The organism is Corynebacterium sp. HMSC068H04, from assembly GCF_001811255.1.
Classification (GTDB): domain Bacteria; phylum Actinomycetota; class Actinomycetes; order Mycobacteriales; family Mycobacteriaceae; genus Corynebacterium; species Corynebacterium hesseae.
Window position 1 is genome coordinate 64,736 of the sequence record NZ_KV804019.1, and the last position, 12,824, is coordinate 77,559.

A 12,824-nucleotide genomic window follows, 5' to 3' on the forward strand; every position below is an offset into this window, starting at 1 on the left:
TCCGCCTCCTTAGCGCGATGGTTGAGGTCCGCTTTTATTCGTTTATCCAGCCTTTTAAGCTAGACACGCAAACGTGAGCGAGGCCACTAGGTCATTTGTTTCAACAAACATACCACCGAATAAGTTGACATTGTGAACTTATAGCTATTCGTCGCGTTGCGCCGCGCTGCGCACCACCTGAATTACATCACCCCGCACTCCCTTGTGACGGGCGAGCGAGTGCATTCGAATCGGGCTTTCACCCGGCAAGCCCCTGTCCTTTACTGTCTGTAGGCAGGGCGTTTCCTTCTCCGGTTGCGGGATGGGCTAACCCGCTTTATTCTCTGTGCACATGGGGGATATTGAAACCTACATCCGCCTTCGCAACTCGGGGATTGCGCTGGTGGAAGCAGCAACCAGCACGCCCGAAAGCTTGCGCGCGCTGGGCGCCTCACACGGCGATGCGGCGGAGCTGGCGTCGCTTCATGCCATCTATTTCGGCGATACCCGCTTCACAGGTAGGCAGCGCACAGCCCGCCAGGCGGCTCAACGCCAAGGCCACGACCTGGCCACGCTGAGCCTGATTGAGTCTTACACCGCGAAGCTGAAGAAGCAGGTTGACGTCTGGAATTTACGCGTTGCGCTCGCATCCACGCCTTCAGAGCGGGTTTCTTCAGTGGCGGCGCAGCGTTTGAAGGAACTCAAACCGAAACGCGTGCCGTCGCCAGGTGTGCGGCTGACTTACCGCAAGAACGGCCCGCACTCGCTCACGGTGACTGATTCCGCGCTCAACATTTCCACCATGCGCAGCACCCTGGAGTCCATTAACCCCACCGACCTCCTGGACGCCACCCGCCAGGTCTTCTTTAAAGAAGGCACAGGCTCGCGGCCGGCGGTGGGAACAAACGTCGTGATAACACTCGACGAGCTCGACAAGATCATCCGCCACGACGGCGATGACATCGAGCTCGAGCTCACCAACGGCGGGCGCATGAGCGGCGCGGAGTTTCTGACCTACAAATTCGCCGAGACTGGCTACGCCACACTGGTCCACCCCACCATCGGCCCGGTGTGGCTGCACCGGCTTTCGCGCTTTGCCAGCCTCGAGCAGCGCATCATGGCCAGCGCGGAGCACCCCACCTGCGCGATCGAAGACTGCAACAAGCCAGCCGATTACTGCCAAGTCCACCACATCGTCCCCTGGCAAGCGGGCGGGGAAACCAATCCGCCCAACCTCACCATGCTGTGTGCCTACCACAACGGCATTAACGACGATGACCCCACCAGCCCGACCGGCAGAGGCTATGTCTTTCGGCTGAAGGGACCGGTTGATTACATCCCGCCCTGGGGAACGCCGATTACCGCGCAGCCGGCCTACCAAGAGGCCTTGAACCGACAGGCCACGAGCCCGACGGGCGCTCCCCCAAGCCAACCACCTGACCCGCCGGACATACACCCATCGCCACCCAGCACTGCGCCGCCCGGATAATCTACGCGGCAGCTTAGCCGTGCACGTCCACACGCCGGACTCAGCTCGGCGCCACGCGGAAACCTCAACATTCATGAGGCCTTCCGTGCCTTCGGCGATCGCTTCATCCCACATGTTTGTCCAACCCACTGTCCGTACAGAAGGGCTGAAAACTCACGAACCCCCAACCGTTTGAACAGTCAGGGGTTTGTGGCGCGTAACTAGGTGCGTTTTAGAAGCCGGCCTTCTTGAGGGCATCGGCCATCGAACCACCGCCGCCGCGGTCCGAGCGGCCACGCCCACCGTCGCGGCGGGAGTTGCGACGGTCGGAGCGGCCGCCGCGGCCCTCGGAACGCCCACCGCCGTTGCGGCGCTTGGGGGCGGGCTGGCCGGGCTCGTCGTCAAGCCGCAGCGACAAGCCAATGCGCTGGCGCTCCACGTCTACCTCCATGACCTTCACCTTCACCATCTGGCCCGAGCGGACCACATCGTGCGGATCAGAGACGAACTTGTGGCTCATGGCGGAGACGTGGACGAGGCCATCCTGGTGCACGCCCACGTCGATGAACGCGCCAAAGGCCGCAACATTGGTCACGGTGCCCTCCAGAATCATCCCCGGCTTCAAGTCCGAGACCTTGTCCACACCTTCCTTGAAGGTAGCCGTCTTGAACTCCGGACGCGGGTCGCGGCCCGGCTTATCCAGCTCCGCGATGATATCCGTCACCGTCGGCACACCGAAGGTATCGTCAGCAAAGTCCGCCGGCGACAGCTTCGACAACACGCGCGAATTACCAATGAGCGCTGAGACCTCGAGGCCGGTCTTCTCCGCAATGCGCGCCACCACCGGGTAGGCCTCCGGGTGCACTGCCGAAGCATCGAGCGGATCCTTGCCACCATTGATGCGCAAGAAACCCGCGGACTGCTCAAAAGCCTTCGGCCCCAAACGCGGCACCTTCTTCAGCTCCTTGCGCGAAGCAAACGTGCCATTCTCATCGCGATACGCCACGATGTTGGCCGCAATCGTGGAGTTCACTCCGGCCACGCGCTCCAACAGCGGAGCCGACGCCGTGTTCAGGTCAACACCAACACCATTCACGGCATCCTCCACCACACCATCGAGGGTGCGGGCGAGCGCAACCTGGTTGACGTCGTGTTGGTACTGCCCCACGCCAATCGCCTTCGGGTCAATCTTCACCAGCTCCGCCAGCGGGTCCTGGAGGCGGCGCGCGATCGAAACGGCGCCGCGCAGGGCGACGTCCATGTCAGGGAATTCATCGGCCGCCAACTGGGAGGCCGAATACACCGACGCGCCAGCCTCGGAGACCACCACCGGCGTGGGGCGAGCACCGCCGGCCTGCGCGATGAGGTCGGCGACCTCACCCGCCAGCTTCTCCGTCTCACGCGATGCGGTTCCGTTGCCAATCGCCATGAGGTCCACCGAATGGGCAGCGCTTAGCGACGCCAACTCCCTCACCGCCTCAGCCCACTTCTGCTGCGGCTGGTGCGGGTAGACAATCGTGGTGGCCAGGACCTTGCCAGTCGGGTCAACGACCGCGCACTTGACGCCATTGCGGTATCCCGGGTCTAGGCCCAGCGTCGCGCGCTGGCCGGCCGGGGCGGCCAGAAGAACGTCGCGCAGGTTTGTCGCGAAGACCTTGAGCGCGCCTTCCTCCGCCTTCTCTTTCAGGCGCATGCGCACGTCCAGACCGGAAGAGATGGAAAGCTTGGTGCGCCAGCCCCAGTGGACGGCGTCGGCAAGCCAGCGGGAGGTAGACACGTCCAGGTCGAAGCGGTCTGCGATCATGCCCTCGTACATGGCGTCATCGCCGGCGTCGAGGTTGAGATGCAGAACGCCCTCGCTTTCGCCGCGCAGCAGCGCCAAAATGCGGTGCGAGGGGAGCTTCTCGAAAGGCTCAGAGAACTCGAAGTAGTCCTTGAACTTCGCGCCCTCGGTTTCCTTACCCTCGACCACGCCGGCGTTCATGGAACCGCTGGTGTACATGCGCTCGCGCACCTCGCCCACCAGATCCGCATCCAGTGCGAAGCGGTCCACCAGAATGGCGCGGGCACCATCGAGGGCTTTCTTCGTTTCCTCGAAACCTTCGGTGAGATACTCCCCTGCCAGCTCGGCCGGGTCCGCGGAAGGGTTCTCAATGAGTTTGTCGGTCAGCGGCTCCAGGCCGGCCTCACGCGCGATATCCGCTTTGGTCTTGCGGCGCTTCTTGTATGGCAGGTACAGATCCTCCAGGCGCGCCTTGGTTTCGCAGCCCTGAATGAGGGCACGCAGCTCGTCGGTCAGCTTGCCTTGCTCCTCAATCGCGGCGAGCACCGTTTCCTTGCGCTCTTCCAGCTCGCGCAGGTACGTCGAGCGTTCCTCGATGATACGCAGCTGGGAGTCATCCAGCCCGCCGGTGGCTTCCTTGCGGTAACGGGCAATAAACGGGACGGTATTGCCCTCCGCCATGAGTTTCAGGGCGGCGTCAACGTGTGCTTCTTTAACACCCAGCTCTCCGGCGATGGTGGCTGCGATATTCACAAAACCTCTTTTTGGTCGGGGACTAAAAGACCTCCCTACCCTATACCCCGCCCTGCCACGCGCAGGAAGTACCCAACCCAAACTCGGTGTGGCCGATTTCGGAGGTGCCGTACCACAGCGTGTGCGGCGGCAAGCAGTCCGCGACGGCCGCGGTGACTTTGGTCAACGGCAGCTCAGAGGAGCCGTTGACGATGACCCTCCACACGTGCTCACCCACCGGCGGCTGGCCGTGTTTATCCATGTACTCGTTGACCAGGATGTTGTCGGGCTCGCAGGTAAAGGAGATGATCTCTGCGTTGATATCGAGCGGCTCGACGCCGCCTTCGCGCAAACGCTGCGGCATATCTTTGAGAACCTTGTCCCATTCGGCTTCGGTCATAAGTATTGACAAGTCAGTACTGATGTCCATCTCATTCCTCCTTCAAGGATTCCACGTACGCGCGGTCGGCATCGCTCAGGTCCGCCGCGTCCAGCAGCTCCGGGCGGCGCTTCCACGTCCGGGCCAGCGACTGCTCGCGGCGCCACCGGTCCACCTTGGCATGATCCCCGGAAGTCAGTACATCCGGAACTGCCAGGCCGCGCCACTCTCGCGGTTTGGTGTAGCTAGGACCTTCCAGCAAGCCATCGGAGAAAGAGTCCTCCTCGTGCGAGCGCCGGTTCCCCAACACGCCTGGGATGAGGCGCACCACCGCTTCAGCAATGACCAGCACGGCGACCTCTCCGCCGATGAGCACGTAATCGCCGATGGACACCTCGCGCACGCGGTAGCGCTGCGCGGCATCCTCGACGACGCGCTGATCGATGCCCTCGTAGCGCCCACACGCAAAGACAATGTGTTCCTCGGTAGACCACGCCCGGGCATCGGCCTGAGTAAAGGGCGTTCCGGCAGGTGTCGGCACGATGAGCAGCGGCTTATCCGAACCCTCGCTTTCACCATAGGAGCGCGCCTCGACGCCATGGATATCGTCGTGGCGCGGCTTGCTCAGGTGCGGCAGCGCGCTTTGGAGGTCCTGGGTGGAGGCGGTGCCGGAGGAGACGTCGTCAAGCGCCGGCCCCCACACCTCAGGCTTCATGACCATTCCTGGGCCGCCCCCGTAGGGTGAGTCATCGACGGATTTGTGCACGTCGGTGGCCCACTGGCGCAGATCATGCACCCCCACCGCGAGCTTTCCCTGCTCGATGGCCTTGCCCAGCAGCGCGTGGCGCAGCGGGTCGAGGTACTCCGGAAAAATGGTGAGAACGTCTATCCTCATAGGTCGAGCAACCCCTCCGGCGGGGTGATGGTGCAGGTCCCGGCCTCCAGATCGACTTCGGGCACGATCTGCTCAACGAAGGGGACCAACGCCTCTTTGCCATCGGTGAGCGTGACTTCCAGAAGGGACTGCGTAGGACCGTGCGTCACGCCGGTCACCTCGCCTACCTCTTTGCCATCGAGGAGAACGCGCAGACCTTCCAGTTCGTGGTCATAGAAGCCGTCATCCTCGGGATCATCCAAAGGTTCGGCGAAGAACTGGGTGCCGCGCAGGGAATCTGCGGCCGTGCGGTCCGGGATTTCCTTGAAGGTGATGAGCAGGCGCCCCTTATGAGCGCGCACCGCCGTGATGGTGAGCTCGTGTTCCTTCTTGCCTTGTTTGCCGTGGAGAACCTCGCCGACGGCGAAACGGGTCTCGGGGGAATCGGTGGTCACCTCGACGGAGACCTCGCCTTTAATGCCGTGGGATTTCACCACGCGACCAATGAGTAGTTCCATGACTGCTAGCTTAACGGGCTACGCTGGAGTGGCATGACTGAGCTTCCGATCAATGATGCAACCACCTTTGGTGCCGCCACCCATGACAGCGCCGCGCTCACAACGCTAAATTTGCTCGATGAGACCCCTAAGCCGAGCCCATCGCTCCCGAGACCAGCCGTTAAGCGAGTCCTCAGTGCCGACGGAGCGAACCTCATCCTCTTTTCATTCTTGCCCGGGCAGGTCCTGCCCGATCACAAAGCCGCGCACCCCATCACCGTCCAGGTGCTACAGGGCGCGGTGACTTTTAGTTGCGGAGATGAAGAGCACGTGCTCGTTCCCGGGCGCATCGTACACCTTCCAGCGTATGTCCCACATGCGGTGTCCTGCAGCGATCAACCTGCGCTAATGCTGCTCACAATGTTGACGCCAAACACTGGCGTGAATGTCTAGACTTTTAGTACTATTCTTAGATTGTGAGTAGTTCTAAGCCTTACCACCATGGAAATTTGCATGAAGAGATCCTCCAGGAGGCCATCAAGCTCGGCCGGGAGGGCGGACCGGAGGCAGTAACGATTCGCGCGGCGACGCGCGCGGTCGGCGTCTCCCCCACCGCCGCCTACCGCCACTTCAAGGATCAGGCCGCGCTTCTCGACGCCGTCGCAGACGTCGCCACCTTCGAACTCATTACCAAGCTGAGTGAGGCCTTCGAGAATACCGAGGGAAGCATTGTCGACAAGATGATGGCGGCTGGCTTTGCCTACTACCACTATGCCTTGGAGGAGCAAAGCTTCTTTGAGTGCATGATGGCCACGAGCGGCTTTGACATCCCTGGTGCGCTGGCTGCGGCCGCCGAGGGGCCGGGAGAGGATCCGCGGGTCCAGGCCACGTTCAACTTCTATGACTACATGGAGCAGTACGCACGCTACATTGGGCAGGAGCCTAACCGGCAATTCATGATGCAAAATTGTCTTGCTGGCTGGTCCACGGTACACGGCTTTACGGTGTTGTGTTTGAGCGGCCACTTGGCATCAGTATCGGAAGAATCGATGGAAAGGATTGCGCAGTCGGTCATCGCTTCTGCTATCCGCGGTTTGGATTTCGAGAACCCCTTAGAAGCACGCCCCGCCGCCCCGCAAAACTAGAAAACTCCCCGCACCAGCGGGGAGTTTCTGTTAGGCGAGTAGTTTACTCTGCGGACTCCTCAGCGGAGTCAGCCTCAGCAGCCTCTTCCTCTGCCTTTGCAGCCTCAGCGGCAGCGGCTTCCTCAGCAGCCTTCTCAGCGGCAGCCTTTGCCTCAGCCTCTTCCTTGGCCTTGCGCTTCTTCTCGGTGATGGCCTCGATAGTCGGACCATTGTTGGCCTCAGCCAGAGCGGCGTTGAAGAGATCCAGCTTGGACGGCTTCGGCTCAGCAACCTTCAGGGTGCCCTCTGCGCCCGGCAGGCCCTTGAACTTCTGCCAGTCACCGGTCACCTTGAGCAGTGCGAGAACCGGCTCGGTCGGCTGTGCGCCGACACCCAGCCAGTACTGAGCGCGCTCGGAATCGATCTGGATCAGGGACGGCTCCTGCTTCGGCTGGTAGATACCGATGTTCTCGATAGCCTTGCCGGAGCGGCGGGTGCGTGCATCAGCAACAATGATGCGGTACTCAGCGTTGCGGATCTTACCCATACGCTGCAGCTTGATCTTAACGGCCATGATTGGCTCCTTTTCTAGTCACCGGGCAGTTCAGACACGCGCCGCTTGGTGGCGCGCCGGTTCAACCCTTGGATTTATCCTGCGCGTGACATGCCGGCCGTCCGTGGGCGGTACCGGCGTTACGCAGAAATGAAGTTTTAGGTGTCCTCCATGCTGCACATGGACAACCCCAATGATTTTAGCGGTACGCACGCAAAAAAGGAAATCCCCCCTACCGCTTGCATGGTTAGGCCTTACCCCGCGAAAGGGGTAGCCTGTAATGCGGTTATTTCGCTGCCACACAAACCTCTTTTTATGAATAAACAAGCCCCATCTACATTCCGCTACCGCTACGACCTCGATGGCCTCCGCGGCATCGCGATCGCTTTGGTTGTTTTATACCACGTCTTCGTCGGTCGTGTTTCCGGTGGCGTCGATGTCTTCCTCCTCCTGTCCGGGTACTTCTTCCTGGGCTCGCAGCTGCGCTATGCCGCGCGGCCGAACGCCTCCCTGAACCCGTGGTGGCCCATCTGGCGCACACTGCGCAGGTTGGCACCTGCCCTCGTGCTCGTCATCGGTGTGAGCTATGTGCTTGTTCGGATATTTACCCCGAAGCTCATGAACACCGAGCTCACCAAGCAGATCACGGCGACAGTCTTTTACTACCAAAACTGGGAGCTAGCACGGCAAAACGCCGACTACGCTGCTGCCTCTGCAACCACGTCGCCGCTGCAGCACATGTGGTCCATGGCGGTCCAGGGGCAGTTCTATCTCATGGGCATCTTTTTTGCCCTGGGCCTGGCCGCTTTTATGCGGTTGCGCCCGAAGAAGTCGGGGCTTAAGGCGCAGCGCTTCCCCTCCGTAAATTCTATCGCCGGCCCGATCCTCCTCGTGATCACCGTCGCCTCTTTTGCCTACGCCTCGCGCGACGGTCTCTACGGGACCCCTGAGAATTACTACTCCACGTGGTCTCGCGCGTGGGAGCTAACCTTGGGCGCGGTCCTCGTCATCTACGGCTCGCGCCTAAAGATGCCGCAACATTTGTCCAACGTCGCCACCGCCCTCGGCCTAGCCGCCCTGGCTGGCACCGGCATGCTCATCTCCGACAGCTTGGCTTTCCCGGGCCCGCTGTCGCTTCTGCCCATCGGCGGCGCGGTGCTCATCATTATTGGTTCCGGTGGTTCCTTCTCACGGGTGCTGACGGTTCGCCCCTCCCGTTGGCTCGGTGATATCGCCTACCCGCTCTACCTGTGGCACTGGCCGCTCCTCATCATCTCCACCGCCGCCCTCGGCTATGAAACCCCTCCATGGTGGCTCGGAGCCATCATCATCGCGGTGTCGCTGGGCTTGGCGGATGTGACGCACAGATTCGTCGAGAAGCCCCTGCGCCAGCACCGCAAACGCCCGCTTGCCGACGACCTCCCCGTCCACCGCGGCCTCGCCGACCTCCGCACCCGGACTGGTGCCCTCCGCGGCGTCGGTGGAGTTGTCGTCGCGGCGTGCACCGTTGCGCTCGTGGCCGTTCAGCCGCTGTGGCAGCGCAGCCTCCAGGAGGCAAACCAAGAGATTCTTGATCCGCAGCTCTACCCTGGGGCAACGACCTTCATTGAGAACATCACCCCGCCTGAGAACGTCGAAATCAAGCCCGATCCGATTCTCGCGCGCGGCATCCAGCCACCGGTTGCCGATAACTGGTGCTTCATTCCAGAGCAGGAGCCGTCGGACTATTTCATCGAGACGCAAAAGGACGGCGTAACGCCGTGTGTCTTCGGCGACGTCAACTCCGACGTTGAGGTCTACTTGGTGGGCGGTTCGCACGCGGAGCAGTATTCCTCAGCCCTGGATCACTTGGGCCGCGAGATGGGATTCAAGCTGGTGCCGCTCACCCGCGTGGGTTGCCCCATCGAGTTGGGCGATGAGCTCAGCGTCAAGCCATCCTGCGCCGAGTGGAGCAAGGAAGTGGTCAAGCGCATCATCGACGCGGACCCAGCCCTCGTGGTGTCGAACTCGACACGCCCCGGGCAGGCCCTAGGCCACGGCCCGGACGCCGTCCCGCCGGGATATCAGGCCTTCTGGGACGAACTGGCCAAGCACGATATTCCTTTCCTCGGTTTCCGCGATAACCCGTGGGGATTCGACGAGCACGGCAATGGCCGCCAGTTTGATGAGTGCTACGTGGCCACCCAGGATTCCCTCGGGTGCGGTATGCGCTTCGAGGAGGTTTATGCGCCCTACGATCCGGGCGCAGAGGCCCTCTCCCAGTACAAGAACATGCTGGCCGTAGACACCTCGAAGTGGTTCTGCGATGCCAATGGCGATTGCCCGGTCATCATCGGCAATATCATGGTGTATCGCGATATGCACCACTTCACCACGGCATTCGCGGATTCGGCCATCCCGCTCATCCGTGAAGCGATCACCCCGTTCCTCAATGGCGAGACCGTCCAACAGCAGCCCCCGGAAACCGCCACGTCTACCTCCACGACGAAGGCGGGCCCAGCACCGTCCACCCCGGCGGCGCCGACTCCCGCCAACCCGGTCCCCTACCCTGCCTTCCCTGCGGGCGAGGCCATCTAGTAGCCGCCGCTAGCGCAGAGCTTCGGGCACGTAGGCGCAGGTGGGGTCCGACGCGAGCGGGTCGCCCGTCATGGCAAAAGCCGTGGACCGCGAGCCGCCACACACAGAAGCAAACTCACACACGGAGCACTTGCCGCTCCACGCGTTGGGATCCCTAAGCTTCTTAAACACTGGCGAGTTGGCGTAGATGTCCGGCAGTAGGTGACTCTTGACGTTGCCGCAGTGCAGCGGCAGGAAGCCGTTCGGGTAGACGTCCCCCACGTGGTCGATGAAGACGAAGCCGGAACCCGCGTTGATGGCCATCGGCGGCCGCGGGCGGCGCGTGTGGGGATCGGGGCCCAAAATCCGCTCGGTCTCCGCGGTAAGGAAGCGGTACAGTTCGCCGCCCTCGTACTTCTCTCCCCGCTGGGCTTGCAGGACGATGCGCCGATATTGCGGCCCCTCCGTGGTCTTAATGGCAATCCGCGTGGACACGCTGTGCAGCCACTGCATCGCGTCCTCGCGCTCCTGCGGGGTCAGCGCCTCCAAGCCCGTACCGCGGCCGGTGGGTACGAGGAAGAACACGCTCCAGAGCTTGGCACCCATCTCGATAACCCGCTCCAACAGCTGCGGGGCCTCATGGACGTTGTTCTTCGTGATGGTGGAGTTGATTTGGAGGCGGAAGCCCACGTCGGTGACCACGCTGGCCATCTCAATCGTGCGGTCGAAGATGCCGGAGAAGCCGCGGAAGTAGTCGTGGGTTGCAGCGCTCGCGCCGTCGAGAGAAAGCGACAGCGCGGACCCTCCCGCCGCGCGCAGGCCCTCGAGGCGCTCGCGCGTCAAACGGGGCGTGACCGACGGCGAAAGCGACACGTTGAGTCCCAGGGACGTGCCGTAGGCGGTGAGCTCTTCCAGGTCGCCGCGCTCAAACGGATCCCCTCCCGTGAGCACCACGAGCGGGCGTGGCTTGTCGTAGCTGGCCAGGGAATCCAGCAGCGCCTTGCCTTCGGCGGTAGTGAGCTGGCCCGGTGCGGGGTCGTGCTGGGCGTCGGCCCGGCAGTGCTGGCACACCAGCTGGCAGGCACGGGTGACCTCCCAGATGGCGATGAACGGTTTGGTAGTGATGTCGTGGCGCATCTGGCGCACCACAGGGCTGGCCTTCACAGTGAGGACCTTTCCACGCGAGAACAGTTTTATCCAACTTTAGTCGGACAAAATGTCGCGTGGGTAATCGCCTACTTCTTCTTGCCTTGGCCAAAGTCCAGGTTGTTGAGGTCGATATTCTCCATGCCCTTCGGCATCTTGATATCGCCTAGCCCGGGCATGCCGCCGCCGAGCTGCTCCTGCATCTTCTGCAGCTCCTGCATCGACGGCATACCGCCGCCCATGCCTGGCATGCCGCCGCCACCGCGACGCTTCGGCGGCTTGCGCTTGCCGTTCTTGCCCTTGCGGCCCTTCGGCTTTTTCTTGGTAGCCGAGCGCCCGCCGCCCATGCCCGGAATGCCGAAACGGCCGGCCATCTGGGACATCATCTTCTTGGCTTCGGTAAAACGCTCGATGAGCTGGTTGACGTCAGAGACAGCTACACCAGAGCCCAGCGCAATACGCTTGCGGCGCGAAGCGTTGAGAATCTTCGGGTTCTCGCGCTCCTCCGGGGTCATACCGCGGATGATGGCCTGGATGCGGTCGAGCTGCTTCTCGTCGACCATGTCGGCGATCTGGTTCATCTTGTTACCGCCCGGCATCATCTTGAGCAGGTTGCCCATCGGCCCCAGGTTGCGGACCATGAGCATCATGTCCAAGAAGTCATTGAGCGTCATCTCGCCGGAGCCCATCTTCTTGGCGGCTTCCTCCGCCTTGGACTGATCCAGCTTGGACTCCGCCTGCTCGATAAGCGTCAGCAGGTCACCCATGCCCAGGATGCGCGAGGACATGCGCTCCGGGTGGAAGACATCGAAGTCATCGAGCTTCTCACCGGTGGAGGCGAACATGATGGGCTTGCCGGTCACCTCACGGATGGACAGGGCTGCACCACCGCGGGCGTCGCCGTCCAGCTTGGTCAGAACGACGCCGGTGAAGTCGACGCCGTCGCGGAAGGCCTCGGCAGTCTGCACGGCATCCTGGCCGATCATGGAGTCAATGACGAAGAGGACTTCGTCCGGGTTGACGGCGTCGCGGATATTGCGGGCCTGCGTCATCAGGGTTTCATCGATGCCGAGGCGGCCGGCGGTATCGATGATGACGATATCGTGCTGCGTGCGCTTGGCTTCCTCAATGCCGCGCTTGGAGACGTCCACCGGATCCCCGTGCGAGGTACCCATCTCATGCTCGTGGGAATCCAGGGAGGTGCCCGGATCCGGAGCGTAGACATCGACCCCGGCGCGCTCGCCGACGATCTGCAGCTGCTGCACCGCACCCGGGCGCTGGAGGTCACAGGCCACCAGCATCGGGGTGTGCCCCTTGGAAGCCAGGTGCTTGGACAGCTTGCCCGCCAAGGTGGTCTTACCAGCACCTTGGAGGCCGGCGAGCATGATGACCGTCGGCGGATTCTTGGCTAGGTTCAGGCGGCGGGTCTCGCCGCCGAGGATCTCGATGAGTTCCTCGTTGACGATCTTGACTACCTGCTGCGCCGGGTTCAGTGCCTCAGAAACTTCGGCGCCGGCGGCGCGCTCCTTGATGCGCTTGATGAAGCCGCGCACGACGTTGAGCGAGACGTCCGCCTCCAGCAACGCAAGGCGGATTTCGCGCGCTGTGGCGTTGATGTCCGCCTCGGTCAGCTTGCCCTTGCCGCGCAGGCCGGACAGGGCTGATTGCAAGCGGTCAGACAAAGACTCAAACACGTTAGAGTGCTCCCTCAACTATCGTGGATAAATTTATAA

General features: G+C 62.3%; 11 protein-coding genes. 4 read left to right on the plus strand and 7 right to left on the minus strand.

Features of this window, described 5'->3' with window-relative positions; all coding sequences use genetic code 11:
• The first annotated feature begins 331 nt into the window (after positions 1-331).
• Positions 332-1,468 (plus strand): HNH endonuclease signature motif containing protein, encoded by a 1,137-nt coding sequence (locus tag HMPREF2792_RS09615; RefSeq protein WP_070533202.1) that lies wholly within the window; start codon positions 332-334, stop codon positions 1,466-1,468.
• Positions 1,469-1,679: 211 nt separating this feature from the next.
• Here the strand turns inward: HMPREF2792_RS09615 and HMPREF2792_RS09620 are convergent, their stop codons facing one another.
• The 4 genes from HMPREF2792_RS09620 to rimM are packed head-to-tail and all read right to left on the minus strand — an operon-like array spanning position 1,680 to position 5,733.
• The gene (locus tag HMPREF2792_RS09620; RefSeq protein WP_070533203.1) at positions 1,680-3,983 is read right to left on the minus strand and encodes a Tex family protein; all 2,304 of its coding nucleotides are present in this window, start codon (positions 3,981-3,983) and stop codon (positions 1,680-1,682) included.
• Positions 3,984-4,023: 40 nt separating this feature from the next.
• Entirely contained in the window at positions 4,024-4,392 is a 369-nt protein-coding gene (locus tag HMPREF2792_RS09625) for a hypothetical protein (protein WP_070533206.1), read from the minus strand.
• A 1-nt stretch (position 4,393) separates the two neighbouring features.
• The gene (gene trmD, locus HMPREF2792_RS09630; RefSeq protein WP_070520021.1) at positions 4,394-5,236 is read right to left on the minus strand and encodes a tRNA (guanosine(37)-N1)-methyltransferase TrmD; all 843 of its coding nucleotides are present in this window, start codon (positions 5,234-5,236) and stop codon (positions 4,394-4,396) included.
• Entirely contained in the window at positions 5,233-5,733 is a 501-nt protein-coding gene (gene rimM, locus HMPREF2792_RS09635) for a ribosome maturation factor RimM (protein WP_070533207.1), read from the minus strand. The genes trmD and rimM overlap by 4 nt, the downstream gene beginning before the upstream one ends.
• A gap of 33 nt (positions 5,734-5,766) precedes the next feature.
• On the opposite strand from rimM, the gene HMPREF2792_RS09640 reads away from it, so the two are divergent.
• Both HMPREF2792_RS09640 and HMPREF2792_RS09645 read left to right on the plus strand, forming a co-directional pair.
• The gene (locus tag HMPREF2792_RS09640) at positions 5,767-6,165 is read left to right on the plus strand and encodes a cupin domain-containing protein (protein WP_070533209.1); all 399 of its coding nucleotides are present in this window, start codon (positions 5,767-5,769) and stop codon (positions 6,163-6,165) included.
• Between the two features lie 23 nt (positions 6,166-6,188).
• Entirely contained in the window at positions 6,189-6,857 is a 669-nt protein-coding gene (locus tag HMPREF2792_RS09645; protein ID WP_070533211.1) for a TetR/AcrR family transcriptional regulator, read from the plus strand.
• A gap of 43 nt (positions 6,858-6,900) precedes the next feature.
• Here HMPREF2792_RS09645 and rpsP read toward each other — a convergent pair whose 3' ends face one another.
• A complete protein-coding gene (rpsP, locus tag HMPREF2792_RS09650) occupies positions 6,901-7,410 on the minus strand; it encodes a 30S ribosomal protein S16 (protein ID WP_070520013.1) in 510 nt (169 codons plus the stop codon).
• A gap of 294 nt (positions 7,411-7,704) precedes the next feature.
• Here rpsP and HMPREF2792_RS09655 point away from each other — a divergent pair, with 294 nt between their 5' ends.
• Complete coding sequence (locus HMPREF2792_RS09655; RefSeq protein WP_070533213.1) at positions 7,705-9,966, plus strand: acyltransferase family protein; 2,262 nt, start codon at positions 7,705-7,707, stop codon at positions 9,964-9,966.
• A 9-nt stretch (positions 9,967-9,975) separates the two neighbouring features.
• Here the strand turns inward: HMPREF2792_RS09655 and HMPREF2792_RS09660 are convergent, their stop codons facing one another.
• Entirely contained in the window at positions 9,976-11,082 is a 1,107-nt protein-coding gene (locus tag HMPREF2792_RS09660; protein WP_083306429.1) for a TIGR04053 family radical SAM/SPASM domain-containing protein, read from the minus strand.
• 98 nt (positions 11,083-11,180) lie between these two features.
• Positions 11,181-12,785 (minus strand): signal recognition particle protein, encoded by a 1,605-nt coding sequence (gene ffh / locus HMPREF2792_RS09665; protein WP_070533216.1) that lies wholly within the window; start codon positions 12,783-12,785, stop codon positions 11,181-11,183.
• Between the last annotated feature and the right edge of the window lie 39 nt (positions 12,786-12,824).